The sequence below is a fragment of the Desulfuromonas svalbardensis genome (assembly GCF_055389415.1).
Genome location: NZ_AP042416.1, coordinates 349,277 through 373,550 on the forward strand (window position 1 = coordinate 349,277; position 24,274 = coordinate 373,550).

General features: G+C 47.6%; 26 protein-coding genes. 10 read left to right on the top strand and 16 right to left on the bottom strand.

Annotated features, from left to right (window positions below):
• Nucleotides 1–99 precede the first annotated feature (99 nt).
• Nucleotides 100–1,884, top strand: a complete 1,785-nt coding sequence (locus tag ACZ5KY_RS01610) for a DEAD/DEAH box helicase (protein ID WP_464242165.1) — start codon at nucleotides 100–102, stop codon at nucleotides 1,882–1,884.
• 67 nt (nucleotides 1,885–1,951) lie between these two features.
• On the opposite strand, the gene ACZ5KY_RS01615 is transcribed toward ACZ5KY_RS01610, so the two are convergent.
• From ACZ5KY_RS01615 to folK, 5 genes are read right to left on the bottom strand one after another with little or no spacing between them, the layout of a single operon-like run.
• On the bottom strand, nucleotides 1,952–2,278 hold the full coding sequence (locus ACZ5KY_RS01615) for a zinc ribbon domain-containing protein (RefSeq protein ID WP_464242166.1): 327 nt from the start codon (nucleotides 2,276–2,278) through the stop codon (nucleotides 1,952–1,954).
• Nucleotides 2,275–2,637, bottom strand: a complete 363-nt coding sequence (locus tag ACZ5KY_RS01620; protein ID WP_464242167.1) for a TraR/DksA family transcriptional regulator — start codon at nucleotides 2,635–2,637, stop codon at nucleotides 2,275–2,277. Before ACZ5KY_RS01620 ends, ACZ5KY_RS01615 begins: the two co-directional genes overlap by 4 nt.
• Nucleotides 2,638–2,639: 2 nt before the next feature.
• Nucleotides 2,640–3,281 carry a fructose-6-phosphate aldolase gene (gene fsa, locus ACZ5KY_RS01625; RefSeq protein WP_464242168.1) on the bottom strand — a complete coding sequence of 214 codons (642 nt, stop codon included), beginning with the start codon at nucleotides 3,279–3,281 and terminating at the stop codon, nucleotides 2,640–2,642.
• Between the two features lie 32 nt (nucleotides 3,282–3,313).
• The gene (locus tag ACZ5KY_RS01630) at nucleotides 3,314–3,562 is read right to left on the bottom strand and encodes a PP0621 family protein (RefSeq protein ID WP_464242169.1); all 249 of its coding nucleotides are present in this window, start codon (nucleotides 3,560–3,562) and stop codon (nucleotides 3,314–3,316) included.
• Nucleotides 3,563–3,579: 17 nt separating this feature from the next.
• Nucleotides 3,580–4,119, bottom strand: coding sequence for a 2-amino-4-hydroxy-6-hydroxymethyldihydropteridine diphosphokinase (gene folK, locus ACZ5KY_RS01635; RefSeq protein WP_464242170.1), 540 nt, complete (start codon nucleotides 4,117–4,119; stop codon nucleotides 3,580–3,582).
• Nucleotides 4,120–4,216: 97 nt separating this feature from the next.
• Here folK and ACZ5KY_RS01640 point away from each other — a divergent pair, with 97 nt between their 5' ends.
• Nucleotides 4,217–4,618 carry a VOC family protein gene (locus ACZ5KY_RS01640; protein ID WP_464242171.1) on the top strand — a complete coding sequence of 134 codons (402 nt, stop codon included), beginning with the start codon at nucleotides 4,217–4,219 and terminating at the stop codon, nucleotides 4,616–4,618.
• Here the strand turns inward: ACZ5KY_RS01640 and pcnB are convergent.
• Nucleotides 4,611–5,951, bottom strand: a complete 1,341-nt coding sequence (pcnB, locus tag ACZ5KY_RS01645) for a polynucleotide adenylyltransferase PcnB (RefSeq protein ID WP_464242172.1) — start codon at nucleotides 5,949–5,951, stop codon at nucleotides 4,611–4,613. The two genes, ACZ5KY_RS01640 and pcnB, sit on opposite strands and share 8 nt — an antisense overlap.
• Before the next feature lie 306 nt (nucleotides 5,952–6,257).
• Here pcnB and miaA point away from each other — a divergent pair, with 306 nt between their 5' ends.
• Nucleotides 6,258–7,172 (top strand): tRNA (adenosine(37)-N6)-dimethylallyltransferase MiaA, encoded by a 915-nt coding sequence (gene miaA, locus ACZ5KY_RS01650; protein WP_464242173.1) that lies wholly within the window; start codon nucleotides 6,258–6,260, stop codon nucleotides 7,170–7,172.
• Between the two features lie 33 nt (nucleotides 7,173–7,205).
• Nucleotides 7,206–7,598 carry a PilZ domain-containing protein gene (locus ACZ5KY_RS01655; protein WP_464242174.1) on the top strand — a complete coding sequence of 131 codons (393 nt, stop codon included), beginning with the start codon at nucleotides 7,206–7,208 and terminating at the stop codon, nucleotides 7,596–7,598.
• Between the two features lie 52 nt (nucleotides 7,599–7,650).
• On the opposite strand, the gene ACZ5KY_RS01660 is transcribed toward ACZ5KY_RS01655, so the two are convergent.
• Nucleotides 7,651–7,965: a hypothetical protein gene (locus tag ACZ5KY_RS01660; protein ID WP_464242175.1), complete on the bottom strand. Its 315-nt coding sequence runs from the start codon at nucleotides 7,963–7,965 to the stop codon at nucleotides 7,651–7,653.
• A gap of 310 nt (nucleotides 7,966–8,275) precedes the next feature.
• Here ACZ5KY_RS01660 and ACZ5KY_RS01665 point away from each other — a divergent pair, with 310 nt between their 5' ends.
• The gene (locus ACZ5KY_RS01665) at nucleotides 8,276–9,586 is read left to right on the top strand and encodes a M23 family metallopeptidase (RefSeq protein WP_464242176.1); all 1,311 of its coding nucleotides are present in this window, start codon (nucleotides 8,276–8,278) and stop codon (nucleotides 9,584–9,586) included.
• A gap of 14 nt (nucleotides 9,587–9,600) precedes the next feature.
• Entirely contained in the window at nucleotides 9,601–10,137 is a 537-nt protein-coding gene (gene dcd, locus ACZ5KY_RS01670) for a dCTP deaminase (RefSeq protein ID WP_464242177.1), read from the top strand.
• A 117-nt stretch (nucleotides 10,138–10,254) separates the two neighbouring features.
• Here dcd and ACZ5KY_RS01675 read toward each other — a convergent pair whose 3' ends face one another.
• The 9 genes from ACZ5KY_RS01675 to ACZ5KY_RS01715 form a co-directional block, all read right to left on the bottom strand.
• Entirely contained in the window at nucleotides 10,255–11,532 is a 1,278-nt protein-coding gene (locus ACZ5KY_RS01675; protein WP_464242178.1) for a phenylacetate--CoA ligase family protein, read from the bottom strand.
• A complete protein-coding gene (locus ACZ5KY_RS01680) occupies nucleotides 11,529–12,113 on the bottom strand; it encodes an indolepyruvate oxidoreductase subunit beta (protein ID WP_464242179.1) in 585 nt (194 codons plus the stop codon). Before ACZ5KY_RS01680 ends, ACZ5KY_RS01675 begins: the two co-directional genes overlap by 4 nt.
• A complete protein-coding gene (iorA, locus tag ACZ5KY_RS01685) occupies nucleotides 12,103–13,872 on the bottom strand; it encodes an indolepyruvate ferredoxin oxidoreductase subunit alpha (protein ID WP_464242180.1) in 1,770 nt (589 codons plus the stop codon). Before iorA ends, ACZ5KY_RS01680 begins: the two co-directional genes overlap by 11 nt.
• A 170-nt stretch (nucleotides 13,873–14,042) precedes the next feature.
• On the bottom strand, nucleotides 14,043–14,513 hold the full coding sequence (locus ACZ5KY_RS01690) for a Crp/Fnr family transcriptional regulator (RefSeq protein ID WP_464242181.1): 471 nt from the start codon (nucleotides 14,511–14,513) through the stop codon (nucleotides 14,043–14,045).
• Nucleotides 14,510–15,166 carry an MlaC/ttg2D family ABC transporter substrate-binding protein gene (locus ACZ5KY_RS01695; RefSeq protein ID WP_464242182.1) on the bottom strand — a complete coding sequence of 219 codons (657 nt, stop codon included), beginning with the start codon at nucleotides 15,164–15,166 and terminating at the stop codon, nucleotides 14,510–14,512. Before ACZ5KY_RS01695 ends, ACZ5KY_RS01690 begins: the two co-directional genes overlap by 4 nt.
• 66 nt (nucleotides 15,167–15,232) lie before the next feature.
• Nucleotides 15,233–15,988 (bottom strand): MlaA family lipoprotein, encoded by a 756-nt coding sequence (locus ACZ5KY_RS01700; RefSeq protein WP_464242183.1) that lies wholly within the window; start codon nucleotides 15,986–15,988, stop codon nucleotides 15,233–15,235.
• A gap of 43 nt (nucleotides 15,989–16,031) precedes the next feature.
• Nucleotides 16,032–16,478, bottom strand: a complete 447-nt coding sequence (mlaD, locus tag ACZ5KY_RS01705) for an outer membrane lipid asymmetry maintenance protein MlaD (RefSeq protein WP_464242184.1) — start codon at nucleotides 16,476–16,478, stop codon at nucleotides 16,032–16,034.
• Nucleotides 16,465–17,259 (bottom strand): ABC transporter ATP-binding protein, encoded by a 795-nt coding sequence (locus ACZ5KY_RS01710; protein WP_464242185.1) that lies wholly within the window; start codon nucleotides 17,257–17,259, stop codon nucleotides 16,465–16,467. The genes mlaD and ACZ5KY_RS01710 overlap by 14 nt, the downstream gene beginning before the upstream one ends.
• 22 nt (nucleotides 17,260–17,281) lie before the next feature.
• Complete coding sequence (locus tag ACZ5KY_RS01715) at nucleotides 17,282–18,067, bottom strand: MlaE family ABC transporter permease (RefSeq protein WP_464242186.1); 786 nt, start codon at nucleotides 18,065–18,067, stop codon at nucleotides 17,282–17,284.
• A gap of 459 nt (nucleotides 18,068–18,526) precedes the next feature.
• On the opposite strand from ACZ5KY_RS01715, the gene ACZ5KY_RS01720 reads away from it, so the two are divergent.
• The 4 genes from ACZ5KY_RS01720 (at nucleotide 18,527) to ACZ5KY_RS01735 (ending at nucleotide 24,260) form a co-directional block, all read left to right on the top strand.
• Complete coding sequence (locus tag ACZ5KY_RS01720) at nucleotides 18,527–18,667, top strand: hypothetical protein (RefSeq protein ID WP_464242187.1); 141 nt, start codon at nucleotides 18,527–18,529, stop codon at nucleotides 18,665–18,667.
• A gap of 299 nt (nucleotides 18,668–18,966) precedes the next feature.
• Nucleotides 18,967–19,596 carry a DUF2760 domain-containing protein gene (locus ACZ5KY_RS01725; protein ID WP_464242188.1) on the top strand — a complete coding sequence of 210 codons (630 nt, stop codon included), beginning with the start codon at nucleotides 18,967–18,969 and terminating at the stop codon, nucleotides 19,594–19,596.
• A gap of 12 nt (nucleotides 19,597–19,608) precedes the next feature.
• A complete protein-coding gene (locus ACZ5KY_RS01730) occupies nucleotides 19,609–21,450 on the top strand; it encodes an Hsp70 family protein (RefSeq protein WP_464242189.1) in 1,842 nt (613 codons plus the stop codon).
• Nucleotides 21,451–21,452: 2 nt separating this feature from the next.
• Nucleotides 21,453–24,260, top strand: coding sequence for an Hsp70 family protein (locus ACZ5KY_RS01735; protein WP_464242190.1), 2,808 nt, complete (start codon nucleotides 21,453–21,455; stop codon nucleotides 24,258–24,260).
• Nucleotides 24,261–24,274 lie beyond the last annotated feature (14 nt).

Below are 24,274 nucleotides of genomic sequence, written 5' to 3' on the forward strand. Positions count from 1 at the left end.
AAACTTGCAATTGCCCAAAGCTTTAGCCTATACTGTAAGGCTCGCTAAATAATTAGCGAAAACATACTGTATACATTTAAGAAAGCAAGGCCTCCACACATGACATTACCTGCTGATTTTGAAGCCCTAGGTGTTGAAGAAAACTTCCTCAAAGCATTAACTGACCTTGGCTACAAAGAACCATCGCCCATCCAAGAGAAAAGTATCCCCATCCTACTTGAGGGTAAAAACCTTCTTGGCACGGCTCAAACAGGCACGGGAAAAACAGCTGCATTCGCTCTACCTTTACTGGCACGCATTGATGCCAGCCAGCGCTACCCTCAGATGCTCGTATTGGCTCCAACTCGTGAGCTAGCGATTCAAGTTTCTGAAGCCATTCAGGGTTTTGCTAAATATGTACCACGCATTAAGGTTCTCGCCGTATATGGTGGACAGCCAATGTACCAGCAACTTAAAGCGCTCAACAGTGGCGTGCAGGTCGTTGTCGGCACCCCGGGTCGTATCATGGACCACATGAAACGTGGCAGCCTCAAACTTGAACGCGTTAATGCTGTTGTTCTGGATGAAGCGGATGAAATGCTGCGTATGGGTTTTATCGACGATGTTGAATTCATCCTTGGTGCAACGTCCCCCGTATGTCAATGCGCGCTGTTTTCGGCCACCATGCCTCCAGCAATCCGTCGCGTGGCTAAAAAATATCTCGGTGATGCACAAGAGGTACAGATCGCCTCACGCACCTCAACCGTTGATCAAATCGAACAATACCACCTGATGATGCGCAGCAATCAAAAGTTTGACGTGCTAAGCCGCATCCTTGAAGCAGAAGACTATAATGGCACCATCATTTTTGTACGTACCAAAACAGCAACCACAGAACTGGCTGAAAAACTAGAAGCCCGTGGCCTTTCTGCATCCCCGCTCAACGGTGACCTCAGTCAACAAATTCGTGAGCGCACCATTGACCGCCTCAAGCGCGGACAGATTGATATTATCGTTGCCACAGATGTTGCCGCTCGTGGACTCGATGTGGAACGTATCAGTCACGTATTTAACTATGATATCCCTTTCGATACCGAAGCCTATATTCACCGCATTGGTCGTACAGGCCGCGCTGGACGTAAAGGTAAAGCGATTCTATTTGTTTGCCCAGCAGAGCGCCGGCTCCTTAAAACAATTGAACGTGCGACAAAACGGGAAATCCCCATTATGCCCATCCCATCTGGGGATCTCATTGGGGCACGCCGCATTGAAACATTTAAGAAAAAATTACACACCACGCTTGAGCACGAAACACTACAACCAATGCGTGAATTGATTCAAGCAATTGCCAAAGAAGACGAGATCGACATGACCGATCTTGCTGCGGCTCTTGCCCATCAACTACAAGAGAAGAACACCCTGTTCCCGAAATTAGCCAACATTCAAACGCCATCTCTTGATGATCGTAAACAACGTGGCAACACTGGTCGCGATAGAGACCGTGGCGAACGTCCCGAACGGGGAGAGCGTGAGCGCAACACCGAACCAATGACCCGTTACCGCATTGCCGTCGGCCGCAAACACAACATCACTCCACGTGATATCGTTGGCGCATTCACCAATGAGGGCCGCATCAATATTCGCACTATCGGTCGCATTAGTTTATTTACCGAGCACACCACAGTTGAACTGGCTGCAAGCTTGTCAGAAAAAGAGGTCAAACAGCTGCAAGGAATCAAGCTTCGCCAAAACGATATTAAAATTCAGGAGATGTCAGGCAGCGCAGCACCGCGAGAAAAGAAACCGTTCAAGAAAAGCGCACCACGTGCTGATCGCGATAAAAGCGCACCAAGTAGCCGTAAAAAACCGACCAGCAAGCCTTTTGTTCCTAAACGCCATAGCTAAAAGTCGTTATCAAGCACAATAAAAAGCCCCCAATATTTAGAATATTGGGGGCTTTTTTATTATACGCTTAAATCGAATCGAGTAACTTCATATACTCCTGCAATGTCCGCAATGACGCCATAGTACTCTCATAGAGTAACCAGCTAACCAGCAACACCGTCACCGTTACCACAATTTTGCGTACCAACGTAGTTTGTGGCCGCAACCAGACAAGCGGCAATGCCAAAGGACCAACACAACCAAGAGCAATAACAATGGTAGTAGTGCGCAAATGCCACGGTTCTGTATTCACGGGCTTTCGAGACTGGCGCGAACGATCTAAAAACTCACCGCAGTGTTTACACTTGATGGCAGCATCTTGAATCTCTTCGGCGCAAAAAGGACATTTTTTCATCGACTCGTCTCACGCTCAGTTTGACAGCTCAAACAAAAAGGAGCCTCGGGCCGCGCTTGGAGTCGACCAAAGCCGATCTCCTCATCACAGGCAACACAAATGCCATACTCATCACGACTAATTCGCGTCAACGCGGCATCAACTTGCACAAGGCGTTGCTCGGTGGCGCGTCGGTTAGCCTGAGCCATACCCTGTTGCTGCATTTCGTCCATGCGTGACAACCGACCAATCGGCTTATCGAGATCAACGGGTTGCGACTGCTCAGCGCTATCACGCAACGAAATCTTGAGCTGGCCACGTAATCGAAGCAACTCCTGATGCAACTCCTGACATTGTATCGTGGTCAACTCATCAACCACGACTACTTGCTCTTTTCCCAGTCAGCCATAAATTTAGCAATCCCTACATCAGTGAGGGGATGCTTGGCGAGCTGCTTCATCACCGAAAATGGGATGGTGCAGATATCTGCAGCAACCAACGCTGAGTTGAGGATATGGAGAGGACTACGCACCGAAGCGACAATGATCTTTGTCGTATAGCCATAGTTATCAAAAATAGTGCGGATCTGATCAACTCCTTCAAGACCGTCATGGCCAACATCATCTAAACGACCGACAAATGGAGACACATAGGTGGCACCAGCTTTGGCAGCAAGCAATGCCTGTAAGGGGGAAAAAATCAAAGTAACGTTGACCTTAATCCCTTCAGCACTAAACACACGTGTCGCTTTCAAGCCCTCTTCGGTCATCGGTACCTTAATGACAATATTAGGATGGATCTTCGCTAACTCACGACCTTCACTCACCATACCATCAGCATCTAAGGCAATCACCTCTGCTGAGATTGGCCCATCGACAATTTTGGTGATCTCTGTAATAACCTCTTTGAAATCGCGGCCACTCTTAGCGATCAACGAGGGGTTCGTTGTTACACCATCGACCAAGCCTAGTTCATTCGCCTGACGGATCTCATCCACTTCTGCTGTGTCAATAAAAAATTCCATCGTCGTCCTCCATTTAATCTATTTAAAATTAGTTAGCGTTGTTGCTTATATGCTTCGAGGCATGTCTCATCACACAGGTAATAGACTTCACCGGACTTCTTTTTGCGAATCGCATCCGATTGCGGCACATAGGTTCCACATTGAGCACAAGGCACCATTTGGTCTGGGTCATTTTTCGTGTCTTCAATTGAAGATTGACCTCTCAACCAACGCATCAGAGCCGAAAATACCGTGTAACCGAGAAAAAACACCAAAATCATTAAAACTATACGAGCAATCATTACCTTATTCTCCTAAGTTACCACGTTGATTCAACAAGATGAACAGCACCATCAGCAACGTCAGACGGCAAAGTTGCCAATAACGCTTCAAATGTTTGACGTAAGACGGGATGCTGCCACGCTGGCACCAATGCGCACAACGGAGCAAGAACAAAACGGCGCTGATGTAAGCGCGGATGAGGCAAAATCAGACGCGGCGTCGCACAAATCAGTTGACCATAAATAAGAAGGTCGAGATCAAGAGTCCGAGCGCCCCAATGTTCCAAACGCTGGCGCCCAGCCTGCTGTTCCAACTCATGGCATCGATTGAGCAACCGCAACGGACTCAAGGTGGTTTCAACGTGAACCACACTGTTTAGATAGTCAGGTTGCCCCTTGGGGCCACCGATTGGTTCAGTGCGATACAGAGGTGAACTTGCAATCACCGTCACGCCGCCGTGATCTAAATTTTTTCGTGCAGCAACAAAGGCCTCGCGACACCCACCTAGGTTGCCACCGAAAGCGATCAAAGCGACAACTGGAGCCGTTGGAACCGTATCAATCGACGCTACAGACACACCCTTTTCCCTTCGTTCATCACTCAACCTCTGTTATGGTAGCGCGCTACTTGAGACAAAAGCGCATTGCCAACACCCCAGCAAGGAGACAACCCCAATGGGCCTGATCGTTACATTAGCTGTTAACGATATCGACCAGAGTGAATTCTTCTACCGCGAAATACTCTGTTTAAGTGTCGAGCGCTTCATCCCTCAAGGTAGCGTGCACTCTGTGTTAATCATACCTCAAGGCGATGCGACGATCATATTGCGCCAAATAGAGGTACTCGAAGCAACACACCCTGCAGCATTTCAACACCTGAAACATCAACTACGCGGCATTGGTACATCATTCGACTTACAAATCGACAACTTCAAACAAGTTCAACGCAATATTGAACGGCATGAGACCACCTGTATCTACGAATCAGAGGACCAACAGCACAACATCCATGAACTCTGGCTTTACGACCCTGACAATTACCTTATCATTCTGACGCAAACCACAGAGATCAACTAGTCTCCTCAGAGCTTACAACTGCTTCACTTTTATCACTTTCCACAGCAACAGCTTCCGTATCAACCGCATCCGCAACAGGGGGCTTCTTCCGCCGCCGCGGGCGACGTTTACGCTTACCATCCCCACTTGGAACAGGTTTCACATCACCTAAATCACCAGCCACTGCTCGCGTCCAACTTTCAAGTTGCTCACGGTCACTGTTGGTCGTTTCACACCACAAACGATATAACTCAAGCGCTTCAGCCGTTGCAGGATGACGTAAAAAACGCTGTTCACCACGCCGACCACGTCCCCGTTGAAAACGGAAAAAGGCGATCAGCAACTCACGCGCCTGATGCTTAATTCCATTCGCGACACTAAAGTAACGACAGTGGCCTGCCAACAAGTAATTAGCCAACTTATGGACATCGCCTACCGTCATGTCAGGTTTCACCTGCAGCACAAATCGATGAACGGTCATCGCAGCAAGGATAAAAAACTCACGCACGGCAACACCGGAAGCGGTGCGCAGATCGAGTTGACGTAACAGATCAAAACTTTCGCGTGAGGGTTTAAAATCAGGGATCAAAAACTCTAACAGGCCGATCTTATCCGCTTTTTGTAGCACTTGCCCCGCAACTTTGTGGCGGAACAGCTCCATTAACTCTTCGCGGATTCGGGCAGGAGAAGCTGCGGCAAGTTGCTCGGCACAACGCTCAATAGCGGGGGGAACACTGTGCTCTAACTCAAAGCCAAGTCGGGCAGCAAATTCAAGAGCACGCAACATGCGTACGGGATCTTCAGCAAAACGCTCATCGGGATCACCGATAACCCGAATCACTCCGTCGCGTAGGTCCTGCATGCCCCCCATATAATCAACGATAGAAAAATCATCAATATCATAGAACAACGCATTAATGGTGAAATCGCGGCGAAAAGCATCTTCACGTGGAGAACCAAAGACGTTTTCAGCGAAGTGCAACCCACCATCTTCAAGGGCTGGAATCTCATCCAGCTCAGGCTTGCGACGAAATGTTGCGACCTCAATCATGCAATCTCGACCGAACATAATATGGGCTAAACGAAAGCGACGGCCAACAAGTCGACAATTACGAAACAGTTTCCGTACTTGGTCGGGTGTTGCATCGGTGCCAACGTCGAAGTCTTTCGGCTGGCGACCCAACAATAAATCGCGTACACTACCGCCAACAAGGTAAGCGCGATAACCGTGGCGACGTAAACGATAGAGAACTTTCAAACTGTTTTCATCAATTAAAGAGCGGGAAACGGAATGTTCTTCCCTCGGGATAACAACGGGTGCCATTGTTGACGATTCGAAAGGTTCTGGTGACATTACATGAGCATTTCTGGGCACAATAAAGAGCACATCAACACCGTGCTCGACAACTGGATAGCCCTGAAGCCGCACTCTGTTTACCCGAGAAGTTTGATATCTCGCAAAACATTCGGCGCAGCCGGTTGAATAACAAATAATTGCTTTAGAACATCGAGACACCCAAAGCAAAGCTACAATTCACACGGTAATTTAGCAGATAAGCGCCGCTAAAGGAAGAATCAAACGAACCAGTGCTTGACGATGGCGCTTTACTTTAAATACGACACACAGAAACTCGGCACTGAGGATACGGAACTAATAACCATGACCGACACTCAACACAACCTTATAGTTCTACTCGGTGCGACAGCATCGGGGAAGACCCATTTAGCCGTTGAAATTGCTCGCATCATTCAAGCTGAAATTATTTCAGCAGATTCACGCCAAGTCTACCGTGGCATGGATATCGGCACAGGAAAAGACCTCGCTGAATACGCTGAGATCCCTTACCACATGATCGACATTGTCGACCCGGGCGAGGAGTTCGATGTCTTTAAATTTCAGCAACGCTTTCCCCCATTATTTGATTCGATCCGCCAACGCCACAAAACACCTCTACTTTGCGGTGGCACAGGTCTGTATCTTGATTCTATTTTACGCAACGAAGCGATGGTCACAGCACCGACAAACGAAGCGCTTCGCGACAGACTTGCCCCGTTAACCGATGAGGCGTTGCAAGCTGAGTTGCTCACCCTGCAACCCGAGCAACACAATCGGACCAACCTTGATGATCGCGAACGCACACTGCGGGCCATAGAGATTGCTGAAGCACGCCGCCTTACGCCGCCAACGGCCCTTATTGACACCCTTCAGCCCTTGGTGTTTGGTTTACGTTGGCAGAGAGAGACACTGCGCAAAAGGATTACTCAGCGGTTGAAAGAGCGTCTAGATGAGGGGATGATCGAAGAGGTTGCCCATCTTCATCAACAGGGAGTAAGTTGGGACGTTTTAGAATTTTACGGTTTAGAGTACCGTTTTATCGCGCAACATTTACAAAACCGCTTAACGCGCAACGATATGGTGCAAAAACTCGCCAGTGCAATCCATCAGTTTGCCAAACGGCAAGATACGTGGTTTCGCCGCATGGAGCGCCGTGGCTGCACCATCCATTGGCTCGATGGAGAAGAAAATCCATTGCAACAGTTTATGTCAGTGATCGCAACTCATCACCGACCGTAGCAACCACACTTTCAACCACTTGAGGGAATCTCCATGACATCTGACAGCCAAGAAACTGCTCCACCACCAGCCGACAAACGGCAAGGACTTCGCTGTGCACTGTTAATCAAGAAAGTTCGCCTCGAAGATGACTGTCGCGTATTTTTCGGTTACGGCACCAATATTAGCCGAAGTGGATTGTTCATCTCAAGTATCAACCCAACAGCCATCGGCAGTCAGTTCACAATCGAGATCATCCTTCCTTCGCCGCTAAACATCACCTTCACCTGCCGCTGCGAAACAGTTTGGCGAAGAAAATATTCGGCAAAAGACAAACGTGAACCAGGCATGGGACTACGCTTCATCGAACTAGATGATGAGATTAAAGCCCAAATTGACACGTGGATTCGCAGCAAAACAGAGGAAGAAGAATCTAGAACAAAATAAGCATTGAGTACTTTTAAGAAGGGAAATAAGAAAAAATGGGGATCGAAGGGAACTAGAGCCCAGCCATCAGGGCTTCCCAAAAACAATTTAGCGCGGCCTTGGTAGCCTTTTGAGCTAGCTCTTGATCAAGCTGTGGTATTTTATCAAAAACGAGAACAAAAACCTGCCGCAACTCTTCAAGTTCCGCATCGAGAGCCTTATCACTGATCCCCGTACGGATCCAATCCCCAGAGATTTCACGCATCCGGTCGCGCTGCTGCTCCATCACTTGCTCAAATGGAGCTTGCAATAAAGTCCAGTGGTCCTGAGCAATATCGTGTGCAACACACAGCATATCTTTATAGGTTTTCCCGCTATTGAACGCCACACAACCTCCCCATTACGCTATGAACTTTCATTTAACCTGTTAAACTCAACATCAGGTAACAGCAGATCCTCTCGCCGACAGCCTTCTACTATACTGTAGTCTGACAAAATTCAAAAGCCTTGTCATGCATGAAGTCATTTTATCGCATCAAACACTATGGGCTTAGTAGTTTCACCTTCACCAAAAATCTGCTAGATTGAATTGCACAATGATCAAACAACCAGTATTAATAGGACCGTCTCAAAACAGAACGGATCCCGTCTGCCCACCATCAACTTAATTCACAATAAGCAACATAAAGGATTTTGGCGTGAAAACAATCAAAACATTTTTTACTTTAACCCTTCTCTTTGCTCTCGGCTATGGCACCTATTTCTATTTTCACGACACCGATGCCCCCCTAGCCCTACTCGACCCAAGCGGCGGTTCAATCACTAGAAAAACACCGATTACCCTTACGCTCAATGACGAAACCAGCATGTTGGCTCAGGTTACTATTGTATTGATACAGGATGGTAAAACTGTCGAAATCCTCAACAAAGACTACCCTGAGAACACCCCCATAGCTCGCGAAGAAATTGATCTATCTAAGCAATTTCTAAAGGATGGTTTACTCACGCTACAGATTACAAGTCGAGATCGTTCGATTTACCATTTTGGCGACGGCAACACTTCTACGACATCGTTCCAGTTGATTCGTGACACCCGTCCACCCCTTATCGAGGTATTTAGCACGGCGCATAACTTAACCGTCGGTGGCTCAGGTATTGTGGCTTACAGTATTGGTGAAGTGGTCGAGAACTCAGGTGTTCAAATTGGTGATTATTTTTTTCCCGGGCATCAACAACTATCGGGTAATTACCTGTGCTTGTTTACCTTCCCCTACGACAGTGACCCACAAGAAGTTCCGCAAGTAGTCGCGATGGATGACGCAGGAAATCAAGGGGTGGGTGGATTTTATTACCGACTGAAACAACCAAAATTCAAAGTAGATAAAATTCCAATCAGTGACCGTTTTCTTAAAAGGAAAATGCCGCAGTTTCAAGACTTTTTCCCTCAAGCAGAGACTCCTCTTGAAGTGTTCATAAATGTAAATCGAATTTTACGACCAAAGAATCGTGCATGGCTGAGTGACGTGGCTGCAATGACCAGCGACGCCTTTGAATGGAGTCAATCCTTCCTACGCCAGCCTGGTGCTGCGACACGGGCCACATTTGGCGACCGCCGCCACTATTTTCATAATGACAAAGAGATCGACCAACAGACCCACCTTGGTATCGACCTCGCGTCAACAGCGCGTGCTAAAGTCCCAGCGACCAACAGTGGAACCGTTGTCTATACCGACATAATGGGTATCTACGGTCAGTGCATTATTATCGATCACGGCCTTGGGCTGCAAACACTGTATGCGCACCTCAGTTCCATGGGTGTTGAAGTGGGCGATGTGGTCGAGCGAGGACAAATCATCGGCCGCACAGGAGCGACTGGGCTAGCAGGCGGTGACCACCTCCACTACGGCATTATTGTTGGCGGTGTTCCTGTTAACCCCATTGAATGGTGGGATAAAAACTGGGTTCGTAACAACATCACCAGTAAACTTCAACTCAGTCCAGAGCAATAACGAAGGGATTACTTATGATTTTATCTGGCCAAGAGATTCAACAACGCCTCGGCGATGACATCCTCATTGAGCCATTTAGCTCCGAGCAGCTCAACCCAAACAGTTATAATCTGTGCTTGCACAATGAACTGATGATCTATACTGATCCTGTTCTTGACATGAAAAAACCGCCTAATACTGAGGCACTTATCATCCCCGATGAGGGATTGGTGCTCGAACAGGGCCGCCTCTATTTAGGCCGAACCTGCGAGCATACGACAACAAACAATTTGGTTCCCATGCTAGAGGGCCGATCATCTATTGGTCGACTCGGCTTATTTATCCATGTCACAGCAGGTTTCGGTGATGTTGGATTTAGTGGCTTCTGGACGCTGGAGATGTTTTGCATCCACCCGATACGAATCTATCCCGGGGTCGAAATATGTCAAATTTTCTACCATAGCATTGAGGGCGATCACCAAAACTACGCCAGCGGTAAATATCAAAACAATCGAGGGATTCAACCAAGCCTACTTTACAAAGATTTTGAAGCCACAAAAGCTGACGCATAAGTATTGATGGCTTAGCCATCTAATTCGTTTTTGCGAGATCATCATTATTGATAAAAAAAGGGGGAGCTATTTACAGCTCCCCCTTTTTATCTTCACAATCTAACCTGTTCACTACGGTTATTTTTGCGTATGAAAAACCCGCTGCGCCTTGCCCTCTTGGCGTGGCAATTCTCCAGGCTTGAATACATCCCCTTTTGGCGAAAAGCCTAAGGCCTCTTTCAAGACCCTTTCGACCATAAATCCCGTCACACCTTCGTCAACTTCAACGTTAACACGCACATCCTTCACACCATGATCGTCTTCGATAATAATCTGATAATGCGGTCTCACTCCTGGGATAGTCATCAACGCTTGCTCAACCTGAACAGGGAAAAAGTTTACCCCTTTAACGATCAACATATCATCCAAACGACCTGTGATCGGTGCAATCCGCACATGGGTGCGGCCACACTGACACGGTTCACGGGAAATAACCCGCGTGAGATCGGCAGTTCGAAAACGGATAACGGGTAATGCTTCGCGCGTTAGAGCGGTGACGACTAACTCACCAATTTCCCCATCAGCAACGGGCTGTTGCGTTTTCGGGTCGAGAATCTCAATAAGATAATGATCCTCCCACACATGTAAACCGTCATGGGCCGAACAATCCATCCCTAACGTACCGACACCACCCGTCTCGGTCATGCCATAGATATCAAAGGCTTCAACTCCTAAACCTGAGCACACCTTCTCTTTCATACTATTGGAAAAGATTTCAGCGCCAAACAGACACACTTTTAAATCGGGTAGGCTTTCGCCTGTCGCTTCTAATTCTTCGAGGATACGTGTCGCATAAGAAACAACCCCGGTTAGCGCACGGGTTTTGAAATCGCGCGCTAACGAAATTTGACGCCGCGTATGTCCTGCTCCGGTTGGCACGACAAACAGATCAAGGTTTTGTGCGCCGTGGTAGAAACCAAATCCGCCGTTAAACAGACCGAAAGACGGCGTAATTTGGATAACATCACTCGGATCAATCCCTGCCATCCGGTAACAGCGTGACATACAACTCGCCCACTGTTCTAAATCACCACGCGTATAGGGCATGACCACGGGAACGCCTGTTGATCCAGAGGACATATGCATCTCAACAAGACTCTTTTTATCGACACACGACAACCCCAATGGATAGTTATCGCGTAGCTGATTTTTACTCATCAACGGCAATAAACTTAAATCATCGATAGTCCGAATACTATCGAGCGCTACGCCCGCATCATCAAACCGTTGGCGATACTGAGCATTGTTGGCATAAACATAGCGCACAATGTGCTGCAAGCGTTCACTTTGTAATGCCTTCAATTGCTGTTGAGGCAAGGTTTCGAGTTCAGGCTCATAATAAGGACTCAGCGTCATACCAAACTCCTACCAATGACAAAGGCCATCAAGTTACTATCAAGAAACTCAGGCTTAACACACTGGGAGATCGCCTGTTCCCACACTGCTGAAGGCAGATCTAACTCGGTTGACATGGCTCCAAGAACCACCATATTTGCCACCTTAGGATTACCAATATCTTCGGCGGCTTGTTGAACATCCACCCACGCCAAACGAGGATAAACTTCACGTAGCCGTGATTCTAAATCTTGTGGATAGTCACTCTGCCCCGTTGAAACGGTCACTGGGATAATCGCTTGCTGTGAGACAACAGCAAAGCCACCCTTGGCAAGGTAAGAGTGGTAACGCAAGCCTTCAACCTGCTCTAGGGCACCAATCACCCGCACTGTCCCCTCAGCAACCAGCGGACTAAACACCTGCTGACCATAACGGATTTGCGCAATCACCGAGCCGCCACGCTGGGCCATGCCATGCACCTCGTTGGTTTTAACTTCAAATCCAGCGAGATCGGCCGCAGTTGCCATCACTTCACTGGCCAACAGAATGCCCTGACCGCCAACACCTACGAGAAGAACACTCGTTATTTTATCATTTCCCATGGTCACTCTCCTCTGCTGCAACAAATGCATCCACAGGGCAAACCTGCGCGCAAAGCCGACAACCTGTGCATTGATAAAGATCAACATGTGGCGTGGCTTCCACCCCTTCAATGGCAGGACAGCCCAACTTCAAGCATTTCCCACATTGAATACATTTTTCCGCATCCACCTGTAATCGTGGTCCTTGTAATGCACGTTCTTTCAACACGCACGGCCCTTCCGAAATGATCAACCACGGTTCATCCGATTCAATAGCCTGCTTAAAAACAGCTTGCGTATTTTCCACATCATACGGGTCAATTCGTACAACATGTTCCATTCCACAGGCACGGCCAATGGCCTCAATTGAAACCTTTTTCGTTGCCTCACCCATGAGGGTGCGACCTGTTCCGGGGTGATCTTGATGGCCTGTCATAGCGGTGGTGCGATTATCAACAACAATAATGGTTGATGCGCCACGATTATAAACAATGTCGAGTAATCCGGTCACTCCCGAGTGAAAGAAGGTGGAATCACCAACGATACCAACAACCTTACGCGGCTCACCTGCACGCTCAATACCATGTGCCATCGAGATACCACCGCCCATACACAAAATGACATCGGTGCGATTCAGTGGCGGGAACACGCCAAGGCTGTAGCAACCAATATCTCCCGTAACCACCACATCAAACTTAGTCAGACCATAAAATACGCCGCGATGTGGGCAGCCCGAACACAGCACAGGTGGCCGTGCGGGAAGATCTGAAATATCCACCTGCATTTCAGCAGCCATCGATGTTTCTTCTTCACCGTTAAGACGCGCCCGAACCTCCATCAACCGCTCCGTTGATAGTTCGCCAATGGTCGGCACTACATTTTTGCCATCACAGGCAATACCCATCGCCTTAATATGCTCTTCAAGGATGTTCTCTAGCTCTTCAACCACCAACAGCGAATCAACACCATCAGCAAACTCTTGCAACAGCTGATCAGGAAAAGGGTAGGCCCAACCTAACTTCAATACCGAAGCGTCAGGAAATGCCTCACGGACATATTGGTACGCAACCCCGGCGGCAACAATCCCCAATGAGCGGTCTTTCCATTCAATACGATTAGCGCTCGACTGACAGGCCTCTTGGGCTAATAAACCCAAACGTTCTTCAACTTCGACCCGCATCTTACGACCCCACACTGGGATCGGAACATGGCGAGATGGATTTTTCACGAAACCGATGGCCCGCGGACTCTCTTGGCGTTCGCCCTCAACCACTGAACTTCGCGAATGACTGACTCGGGTTGTGGTGCGCAGTATCACTGGGGTGCGATATTTTTCAGAGATATCAATGGCCAGCTGCATAAAATCTTTGGCCTCTTGAGAGTCAGAAGGCTCAAAGACTGGTATTTTAGCAAAACGGGCGAAATGACGGGTATCCTGTTCATTTTGCGACGAATGCATCCCTGGATCATCGGCAACACAGGCAATAAAACCACCTTCTACGCCGATATATGAAAGGGTCATGAGGGGGTCAGCAGCAACATTCAAACCGACATGCTTCATCGTCACCACTGAGCGCGCACCAGTCAGGCACGCACCTACGGCGACCTCAAAAGCCACTTTTTCATTAGGCGACCACTCACAGTAAATTTGATCTTTATAGCGGCTGATATTTTCTAGAATTTCAGTCGATGGCGTACCGGGATAACCTGTTGCAACAACAACTCCCGCTTCATATGCACCACGGGCGATGGCTTCATTTCCCGATAGAAGTTTCTTCATGGATAGCTCCTCGTATCTCTACCTTACGTTGACATAAAGTAAATAATTAAAACAGTGAGATATACTACTGAACAATTCCGACCTAAGCAAGCGATGAAGCACTAAAAGAAAAAGCCACGATAAATTATCGCGGCTTCAACTTAAATTTATTCAATATTTGACTGCTACAACTAAAAGATTGCAGCTAACCGTTCGTAAGACTGGCGTAAACGCATGGAGAGACTAAACAGCATCCCCTTCATCAAACGGCCACCCAATTCAGGATAGAGATCGTTAATCGCATCAAAACGCTCTTTATGTAATAACAGCACATGGCAGTCTTCCAGAGCCGTTGCCGTCACGGGTCGAGGTTCACTTGATAGAAGACTCAGAATACCAATAAGTGACTCCTTACGATACACACCGACGACCACTTGCTTACCACGAAATTCCGTCTCTTTTTTAGTTTCAACCCGGCCACTAACAATAAATGCGATGAATTGACTATCGCCCCCTTCAACCCAAACATCATCGCCCTTTTGATAACTGCGACATTCAAAATAGGGGGAAAGTCGAGCGACATCTTCTTGATCGAGAAAGCTAAAAAAACGGAAATCCCGCTTCATCTGTAAACATAAATCTTCTGGAGCCTCGAGGATCATACGGTTCCCTCACTCAGCTCTGCCTCACCCGCTTGGACACCCCGATTTTGCAACGACTCAATTTTAATACTCATCTGTTCAAGTAAATGTGCCATCCCTTTTGAGCGCAAAATATTTTTATAGCTGCTGCGGTAATTACGAATCAGGCTCACCTTTTCGATCACCACATCATAGACCAACCAATCATGCCCCTGCGGGGTAAGCTTATAGGTAATAGGAATTTCAACGCCGCCGTTATGAATAAATGTTTCGACAACCGCTCGCCCTTTACGAATTGTCTCTTCACCATAACTGACTTCTTGATCAGTATAAGCACGAATTCGACCAAGGTAGGTTTCTTCAAGAAGGCGACTAAAAAGCTCAACAAATTGTTGACGCTCTTCATCACTAACGACTTGCCAATTTCGCCCCAAGGCACCTTGCGACATCACCTTGAAATTAAATTTATTGCGAATCAGGGTGCTAATATGTTGTCGCTGTGCGGAGTCCTCAGCCTCATCACAGCGTAAAATATCGAGAATAGCATTAACCGTTTGTTCCACCTGAGCTTTGGGCCCAACAGCCTCTACAGTTGGCGTTTCAGTATCGGCACTGCATAGAGAGGTGAAACCAAACATCAACAACAAAGCAACTATAAACCAATTTTTTTTCATTATACTATCTCCATCACAGGGTTTTTTCATCCCCATTACAAGCATTAAATCAACATTCAAAACAGATCAATCAATCACCTTAGCGCGGCGATTTTGAGTATAGGCATCGCGAATAAAGAGATAGGGGTCGAGCTGCTCATCTATTATGCTTTCGTAGGTATCTTTATCTAGCGATACACGATTGATGATTTTACCACCGCTCAAAGCAAGGGCTGTTTTAGAATCAACAAACCACGGAATAGGATCAGCATAACCATCAGGAATCAGCGATAAACCGTCTCGAAGATTTGAAGCACCCAGCAATGGAATCACAATATAAAACCCCTCACCCATGCCATAGTAGCCTAAAGTCTGACCAAAATCCTCATCTTTCTTTTTTATCTGCCAGTACGAATCCGCTGGATCAAAAAAACCAGCTAAACCAATGGTAGAATTAACCACCAGACGTGTTGTTTCGGCTGTTACCTGCTTGAACTTAAGCTGCAACAGGGCATTCACAGCTCGCAATGGCGATTTGAGATTGTCAAACATTTTACCTAAGCCAGTTCGAACTGGAGTGGGCACAATTCTAAAACCACGAGCAATGGGTTTGATGAGATAAAAATAAACCTTATCGTTAAACCAAAAGGTGCCGCGATTAATCCGTTCCAAAGGATCGTACACTTCAGAATCCTCTTCATCGGCATATAGATCATCAGCGAAGAGATCACTCGAAAATGCGCTATCATCGGTCACGCCAACAGGGTCAATCGAATCAGCGGAAGCAACAGGAACCACTATCAACAAGAGTAATGAGATACATACAAAATAGCGTCTGATCACAGCTCCCCCTTTTTTTGATAAATTCAACATCACATAACCTGACTTATTGTTTATCAAATATATATTTACTAATCAGCTCCTCAATATTGATTGCTGACTCTGTCTCAAAGATTTCATCACCCTCTTCTAGCACCATTGGTGAGCCACCAGGAGAGATACTGACATAGCGGTCACCAATCATACCCGCGGTACGAACGGAGGCAATACAGTCTTCCTGTAGTTCGATTTCAGGGTCGACCTCAAGCTGCACTAGGGCATCATAACTCACAGGATCAAGCCCTATCGCAGAGACTTTACCAACGCTGACGCCTGCAATTTGAATGTTCGCACCAACCTTAAGTCCAGCAACAGAACCAAACCGAGCTTCAACATGGTAACTATTGTTGCCAAACAGATCCACATCACCTAACTTTACCGAAAGGTAAGCAAAACAACTGAAACCAATCAGCATAAATAAACCTACGACAATTTCAGCATTAAAGCGTTTCATACAGAAGAGCCTCCTCAGTTTCACTACTATAAATCGGCCCCATGGTCTCAAGGACAAAGGATCGGATCAATGGATTATCAGATAATTGGAACGCCTCAGGAGACATACACCCCTGAAGTTGTCCCTCGGCCATTAAAGCAACAGAGTCAGACAGCTTAAATATTTTTGGCACATCATGACTAACAATAACGGCGGTATAATTTAATCGAGCTTGAGTTTCAAAAAATAGCCGATAGATCTCATTACTTTTACTGACATCAAGCCCGGTAGTCGGTTCATCAAAAAAAACAACTTTAGGATTTAACACCAGTGCCCGTGCTAAGCCAACACGTTTTTTCATCCCACCACTGAGTTGCGCCGGGAACTTATCTCCATGCTCAACCAACCCCATAAGAGCCAGCTTCTCTTCGACATTAACGCGAATATCAACTTCGTTCATATGAGTGCGCTCACGCAATGGCAGTGCCACATTGTCATACACTGACATGGAATCAAACAGGGCGACATTCTGAAATAGCACGCCGAAATGACTTCGAATATCACGTAACTGTTTGGTGTTAGATTGAGCTAGGTCCTGACCAAACACAACGACTCGCCCTGAATCAGGGGCCATCAACCCTAACATGTGCTTGAGGATGACACTCTTACCTTGACCACTGGCACCAACTATAACGGTTGTTGTTCCAGCACGAACCTGAAGTGAAACACCGTCCAATACTTTTTGTTGACCAAAATACTTCTCAACATTATCTAACTCAATGACAATTTCTGATGAATTCATTCCCACGGACTATCCCCTCACTTTACAGCAACACGGCACTGATCAGGTAATCCCAGACCAGAACAGAGACAGAGGCGATGACAACGGCGCTAGTGGTCGTGCGGCTCACACCTTCGGCACCAAAACCACCACCGCGCTCAAGATGAAGAAAAAATCCTTTGGCAGCGCACACCCACACAAACAACAAACCAAAAACAACTGACTTCACCAGTCCCATCTCAATATCGTTCCAGCCTACGCTTGAATACATCCCCTGAAAATAGGCTCCAGCACTCACATCGAACAGCTCAACCCCCACCAAAAAGCCACCAAAGATTCCGACAACATCAAACACGCAAGTCAATAGGGGCATCGCGATTAAACCAGCAATTAATTTGGGCGCAATAAGGTAGCGGTAAGGGTCGATGGCCATACACTCTAACGCATCAATTTGTTCGCTATTACGCATAATGCCTACTTCGGCACAAATGGCTGAACCAGCACGCCCAATCACCATCAGCGCCCCAATAACAGGACCAAGTTCACGAATTAGACTTAAAGAGACTGCGGCACCGAGAAATCCAACCGAACCGAACTTTGCCAACGTGTAATAACCTTGAAGGCTCAGAACCATCCCGGTAAATAATCCAGTAAAGGAGATAACGAACAAGGAATGCGCACCAATGAAACGGATTTGGCGAACAATAGGCGCTAATTTATAGGGTGGCGTGACAGCGCAATACAAGCAGGTCAATAAAAACAGCCCAAAGCGCCCCAACAATTCTAAAACACGAAGAGTTTCGGCCCCGAGTGTCGCAATTAAATTCATATCAACTTCCAATAAATAATCTAGCCTAAATCAGCGAAACGGACCCTAAATATAAATGATTATAATAAACAGCACAAAGCTCTTTGTCGAGTGCAATCGGCTATCTAGCACACAGTAGAATCCGCATCGACCGCCTTATCGCCAAATCTCTTCATCGTTATTTCACAGTCCTACGCATGGTCATAGTGCCAACATGGTACAGCGCTACAGTTAATCATAATTAAACAACAACGAGCGAACATATAAAATACCAACAAATACGGTAGCATGCACACCAAACAAACGAGAAACGAAACATGGCACACATCGTGCTTTTCATACAACTAATTGTTCTTAATTGTGTATATCGAATACACAAACGTAAAAACAAAGAGAATCTTAAAAAATTGATCCAACGTTGACAATAGTAACTAATTTTGTCATAGTTAAGGAACGTTGTAATACAGGAGGATAACGCTTATGTCAATCACCATTCCACTAAAAAAGATTATCGGTAAAAAACCAACCACTGTCGCAAAACTTCTCAAAGAGTTGGGCATCGATACACAACGGCCTTACAATTACAGAATGAGCGCGTTAGAAGTGACTATTGAGCAGTAGAGTGCCCCCCACAACACTCTCCTTTCACTCGCTGCGATACAGACAGCTACCTTCTTCAAGGTGGCTGTTTTTTTATTTCATCTGTAAATCCTTAACGCCCCCACCTCAATAAACCATTCCCCCAAAGATTTTAGCTGTGCTATCCGCAACACTTAAAACTACCGATCCTTAATTATGTATTCGAAAACTCTTCTCTATAATGGTATGTTTCGCTGTTCAGTACTCAAAAACAATCTAAACTTTATAATTTCACAAAAATGACTTAGAGAAGTTTACACACGCCCTAGAGGAGTTTACACATGACATTTTTAACCCTTCTTACCATTGCCCTAATCAGCACTCTTTTATACAGCCCAATTCCTGCGCAGTTTTTGGCACCAATGCAAATTGCCGCAATTGCAACACCGACCTTATTACTCATCCTGCAAATGCTAACCCTTGGCAAAAGCAAACAGTTGCCTAAAACGGAAATTACCGAGCCAGAAAAAGTTGATCAGCCCGCAGCAGCAACCGCTATAACCACCGAACAAAGCTGTGATGCGGCAGTAGTACAATTTGTCGCTCGGTTACAAGAGAAAGGGCGTTTGCTCGATTTCATTATGGACGATATTGCAGCCTACGATAATGAGTCAGTTGGCGCTGCTGCACGAATTGTCCATCAAGGATGCTGTGAAGTGATGCATGATAGTTTCACCATCGAAACCGTTTTCAATGGCGAAGAGATGGAAAGCATTACCTTGGCGGATAACTACGACAGCCATTCATACCGCTTGATCGGCAAAGTTCCAGAATCGGCTCCATTTGTGGGTCAAGTCCTTCATCGCGGCTGGAAAACAACCCGTGTCAATCTCCCTCAGGTGGTTAACACGGAAGATCACATCGAAGTAGCTCGCTCTATCATGGCTCCTGCGGATGTTGAAATTAACTAGAAGGTAAAACGTATGGACACGCTGTATGCGATCGGTATCGATCTTGGCACATCAAATTCCGCTCTTGCTCTCACCGCGCTTGACGGGGCAACGCCGGTACAGATACTCACGGTTGAACAACTCACGTCGGAGACGACGAGCGCGCGTAAGCCCACACTCCCTTCGGCACTCTATTTGAGCACCGAGGCTGAGCAGCGTAGCTTTGCAACGTTACCATGGCAAGAACAAGCTCCTGCCCATGTGATTGGACAGTTTGCCAACGAACACGGCTTTCGTTCACCGCAGCGTCTGGTCACCTCGGCGAAATCGTGGCTATGCCAACATCATCACGATCCACAAAAACCTCTTTTGCCGTGGCAGTCACAAATCGACACCATCATGATTTCGCCATTTGAGGCTCAGGTTCAGCTATTGCGCCATCTACGTTGCGCGCTACTTGACCACCCTGATTATCCCCTTACTGCTGACACATTACCACGTTGCAAAGTGACAATAACCGTCCCTGCATCGTTTGATGAAGTCGCTCGAATCCTAACAGCTGAAGCCGCCACTGAGGCGGGCTGGGGCGAAGTAACGCTGCTCGAAGAACAACAAGCTGCATTTTATCATTGGCTCGACCAAAGCGGTGACCAGTGGCGGCAACAAATTAGCGCAGGCGAAATTATTTTAGTCTGTGATATTGGTGGTGGGACCGCCGACTTCAGTTTAATTGCTGTATCGCAAGACGATGGTGAGCTGCAACTAGAGCGGATCAGCGTCGGTGACCATATCCTTCTTGGTGGCGACAACATGGACCTCGCCTTGGCCTATACGCTTAAAGCCGAACTCGAAGCTCGCGGTACTAAAATTGATTCAGTACAGTTTCACTCTCTGACTCTCTCCTGCCGGCTCGGCAAAGAGCAGCTATTCGACAATGATGAGCTACAGAGTTATCCAATCTCTATTCCGAGCCGCGGATCGAGTCTGTTTGCCAAAACCATCACCACACAATTGAGCCGAGAGCAACTGACAGCGATTGTACTCGAGGGATTCCTCCCTCTGCTATCTATCGACGAGCAACCGACAGAGCGCCCACAGTCAGGTTTACAAGAATCAGGCCTCAACTACGCAACAGACCCTGTACTCACTAAGCATCTGGCTCAATTTCTCGTTCGCAGCCAAGCCAACTCCGATTCAAATTCAGCGCTCTCCCCGTTGACCAACGTAACGCAAGGACAACATAATGGACTGCGCTATATTCGACCGAGTGCCGTACTGTTCAATGGTGGTGTGTTTAAATCACAACCGATTCGGCAGCGAGTTGTTGACATACTGCAACAATTTAATTGCGATGCGCCACTGCGCGAGCTGGGTGGGGCAAACTTTGACCTCGCTGTAGCCAAGGGAGCCGCATTTTATACCGCCTCAATTGCCAACGGTGACGGGATACGGATCAAGGCCGGAACCGCCCGCTCCTACTACATCGGACTTGAGAGTTCCATGCCTGCTATCCCTGGTCTCGTCCCAGCCCTTAAAGCGTTATGCGTTGTACCGCAAGGGATGGAAGAGGGTGCTGAGTTCAACTTGGCCAAACAACAATTTGGCCTCATGACAGGTCAACCTGTCGATTTCCGCTTTTTTAGCTCTAGCGTTCGTGCTGGTGACGCGGTTGGTGATCAACTCGAAACAACGGATGAACTCGAAGAAACGTCACAACTCGAAATAACCTTACCTCCCCTCGCTGGCCAACCGTCACAACGCATTCCCGTTACCCTCCATAGCCACATCACCGACCTTGGTACTCTTGAGCTGTGGATGCAACATGATGAATCGGGTCAGCGCTGGAAAATTGAATTTAACGTTAGGGGGCATTAAATATGGCACCGTCACCACGCTATTGCATTGGTATTGACCTCGGCACCACCAATTCAGTGCTCTCCTATGTCGACTTAAAACAGACCCAAAATGGGTCGCAAGTTCTAGCAGTTCCACAATGGGATCATGCCGGAAGCTTAGTCCTGCGCCAAGAACTGCCCTCCTTTGCCTACAGCCCAACCACGGCAGAACATCCCCGCTTTATTGCTGACAACGGGTGCGTTCCCGAACCAATCAACAACTGGATTCCCGGCTTACACGGCCGCAACCAAATGGCATTTAACCCGGGGCGCGTTATCCATTCAGCAAAGTCATGGCTGTGTCATAACGATATTGATCGCACCAGTGGCATCCTGCCTTGGCAATCGGAAGATATCAGTCACGAAGAAAAGTTATCGCCCGTTGACGCCAGTGCTCTCTATCTAGAATGGCTACAACAGGTTTGGGATCGCACCATGCTACCGAACCATGCCGATGCCCTGTTTACCGATCAACACATCGTCATCACCGTTCCAGCATCCTTTGATGAGGCAGCCCAAGAGTTGACGTTGCTCGCAGCCAGCAAAGCAGGCTACCCCAACAAACTGCGCCTAATCGAAGAACCACAAGCAGCGTTCTACTTTTGGCTTGGCAAAGATCAACACCTGAGCGAACTACACGACCTACTCGATGCGTCACCACGAACCACCGTTAAAGTTCTGGTGTGCGACATTGGCGGCGGCACGACAGATCTCAGTTTATTCGAAGCGTGCGCCGACAAAAGTTCAACAACTGGTCTCAACTTAAAACGACTAGCAGTGAGCGACCATTTATTACTGGGTGGTGACAATATTGATCTCACCGTAGCCTACGTATTAGAACAAAAGCTAACCCACGGCAAAAAAAAGCTAACGGGTCGCCAATGGAACCAATTGCTGGTACAAGCTCGCGACCTCAAGGAACGGATTCTTGGTGGCGAGGAATGCCTGAGCGCTATTGACAGTGACAGTGACTTTTCCATTACCCTCTCGGGTAGCGGTGCTGGAATGTTTGCCAGCACCCTGTCAACAACCATTCGTGCAGCCGACGTACAGCATTGTGTGCTAGATGGCTTTTTCCCGCTTTGCGATGCGCAAGACCGACCACAACACAAAACATCTGGTCTTAAAGAGTGGGGGCTGCCGTATGCCTCAGATTCTGCAATTTCTCGCCATCTCGCGGCGTTTCTCGACAATCAGCACGTTGATGCCATCCTCTTTAACGGCGGCAGCGTGACACCGCTACTCTTGCGCAACCGCCTCCATCAGCTCATTTGCTCTTGGCAGGTCGACGCACCACCTGTGGTCCTCCATAACGAAGCGATCTCCATGGCCGTTGCCCGTGGTGCAGCGCGTTACGGTTGGATTTTACAACAACAGACAACTGAAAACCGAATTGCAGGTGGCCATGCCCACGCCCTCTACTTGGAAGTGGTGAGTGGCAAAAAGAAAAAAGAACGTTCTCTGGTCTGCATCTTACCTAAAGGGATGGAAGCGGGTAATACCACCCATATCAACCAAGCTGAATTTGATCTGATCGTTAATCAACCGGCACAATTCCAATGTTGCTATTCAGCCCGACGCAACCAAGACCTTGCTGGGGCCATTATTGCGTGGAACAAAAATGACTTTCACCCGTTGCCACCCCTGCAAACAGCGATCCACTTAGCACCAGACCGCCCAGCTGTGGCCAACAACCGTTTGCGAGTCACCCTCGAAGCAACCCTCAACGAGCTGGGCTTACTGCAACTGTATTGTGTTGAGAAACAGGGCGATGGCCGATGGCGTCTCGACTTCAACCTACGCAAAGGGGTCGATGAAGACAACAGCTCCACGGACGATCAGACCCCTTTCGAAGCGGATGAAAAAGCGATGATGGCCAGCCCTTTTATTCAGGCCGTGTTCGCCAAGAAAAAAGACCCAAACTTACCCGAAATAAAGCCAAAACAGCTCATCAAACAGCTTGAAAAAAAGCTCGGTTCCCGTGACAGTTGGAGTTCAACAACACTGCGCTCACTATGGCCAGAACTGGCTGCAGGCATGACCCGTAAAACTCGCAGCCTTGAGCATGAAGCCGCGTGGCTGTACCTCGCCGGATTTACCCTGCGTCCCGGGTATGGTGTCCAACGTGATGACTCGCGCATTGAAGAACTCTGGCGGCTGTTTAACCTTGGCATGTCGTTTCCAAAAGAGAAACGGATCCAAAGCCATTGGTATCTGCTATGGCGGCGCATTGCGGGAGGATTAAACAGCTCACGCCAACAACAGATTTTAAACAAAATCATCCCGTTGGTACGTTCCAGTGGTGACCCCGCACCTGAAATGGTCTATCTTGCCGGAGCACTTGAACGGCTTTCGACTGAAGCAAAAGTAGAACTGATCCATTTATTTAGTCAAAACCTACTAAAAGAACGTATTCGTCACAAAGCGCCCTACCTCTGGGCACTCGGCCGCTTGCTCAGTCGCACACCACTCTATGCTGGGGTGAATAGCATCGTTCATCCGCGTCACGTGACCACGCTATTTGATAAAGTTTGCGACTTCGATTGGCGCAATGAACCGTGGAAAGGTCTCGCTGGACTGTTTAGTCTCGCAGCCCGCTGTACTGAACAACGAGATATTGACATTGATGATGAGACGCGAAGCAAAATTAGTGCTAAAATGCGCGAAACAAAAGTGGCGATCGAATTGATTCGCCCCATTGAAAACTTTATTGCCATCAGTAACGAAGATCGCGAAGTTCAGTTCGGTGAATCGTTACCAGCGGGACTCATCCTTATAAACCGTCCCTAACATAAATTACCGTA

What these genes read in the sequence shown, in the direction of transcription:
- ACZ5KY_RS01610 (WP_464242165.1), top strand. Translation starts at nt 100, where the DNA reads ATGACATTACCTGCTGATTTTGAAGCCCTAGGTGTTGAAGAAAACTTC.
- ACZ5KY_RS01615 (WP_464242166.1), bottom strand. Translation starts at nt 2,278, where the DNA reads ATGAAAAAATGTCCTTTTTGCGCCGAAGAGATTCAAGATGCTGCCATC.
- fsa (WP_464242168.1), bottom strand. Translation starts at nt 3,281, where the DNA reads ATGGAATTTTTTATTGACACAGCAGAAGTGGATGAGATCCGTCAGGCG.
- ACZ5KY_RS01630 (WP_464242169.1), bottom strand. Translation starts at nt 3,562, where the DNA reads ATGATTGCTCGTATAGTTTTAATGATTTTGGTGTTTTTTCTCGGTTAC.
- ACZ5KY_RS01640 (WP_464242171.1), top strand. Translation starts at nt 4,217, where the DNA reads ATGGGCCTGATCGTTACATTAGCTGTTAACGATATCGACCAGAGTGAA.
- pcnB (WP_464242172.1), bottom strand. Translation starts at nt 5,951, where the DNA reads ATGTCACCAGAACCTTTCGAATCGTCAACAATGGCACCCGTTGTTATC.
- miaA (WP_464242173.1), top strand. Translation starts at nt 6,258, where the DNA reads ATGACCGACACTCAACACAACCTTATAGTTCTACTCGGTGCGACAGCA.
- ACZ5KY_RS01655 (WP_464242174.1), top strand. Translation starts at nt 7,206, where the DNA reads ATGACATCTGACAGCCAAGAAACTGCTCCACCACCAGCCGACAAACGG.
- dcd (WP_464242177.1), top strand. Translation starts at nt 9,601, where the DNA reads ATGATTTTATCTGGCCAAGAGATTCAACAACGCCTCGGCGATGACATC.
- ACZ5KY_RS01675 (WP_464242178.1), bottom strand. Translation starts at nt 11,532, where the DNA reads ATGACGCTGAGTCCTTATTATGAGCCTGAACTCGAAACCTTGCCTCAA.
- ACZ5KY_RS01680 (WP_464242179.1), bottom strand. Translation starts at nt 12,113, where the DNA reads ATGGGAAATGATAAAATAACGAGTGTTCTTCTCGTAGGTGTTGGCGGT.
- iorA (WP_464242180.1), bottom strand. Translation starts at nt 13,872, where the DNA reads ATGAAGAAACTTCTATCGGGAAATGAAGCCATCGCCCGTGGTGCATAT.
- ACZ5KY_RS01690 (WP_464242181.1), bottom strand. Translation starts at nt 14,513, where the DNA reads ATGATCCTCGAGGCTCCAGAAGATTTATGTTTACAGATGAAGCGGGAT.
- ACZ5KY_RS01695 (WP_464242182.1), bottom strand. Translation starts at nt 15,166, where the DNA reads ATGAAAAAAAATTGGTTTATAGTTGCTTTGTTGTTGATGTTTGGTTTC.
- mlaD (WP_464242184.1), bottom strand. Translation starts at nt 16,478, where the DNA reads ATGAAACGCTTTAATGCTGAAATTGTCGTAGGTTTATTTATGCTGATT.
- ACZ5KY_RS01710 (WP_464242185.1), bottom strand. Translation starts at nt 17,259, where the DNA reads ATGAATTCATCAGAAATTGTCATTGAGTTAGATAATGTTGAGAAGTAT.
- ACZ5KY_RS01715 (WP_464242186.1), bottom strand. Translation starts at nt 18,067, where the DNA reads ATGAATTTAATTGCGACACTCGGGGCCGAAACTCTTCGTGTTTTAGAA.
- ACZ5KY_RS01720 (WP_464242187.1), top strand. Translation starts at nt 18,527, where the DNA reads ATGTCAATCACCATTCCACTAAAAAAGATTATCGGTAAAAAACCAACC.
- ACZ5KY_RS01725 (WP_464242188.1), top strand. Translation starts at nt 18,967, where the DNA reads ATGACATTTTTAACCCTTCTTACCATTGCCCTAATCAGCACTCTTTTA.
- ACZ5KY_RS01730 (WP_464242189.1), top strand. Translation starts at nt 19,609, where the DNA reads ATGGACACGCTGTATGCGATCGGTATCGATCTTGGCACATCAAATTCC.
- ACZ5KY_RS01735 (WP_464242190.1), top strand. Translation starts at nt 21,453, where the DNA reads ATGGCACCGTCACCACGCTATTGCATTGGTATTGACCTCGGCACCACC.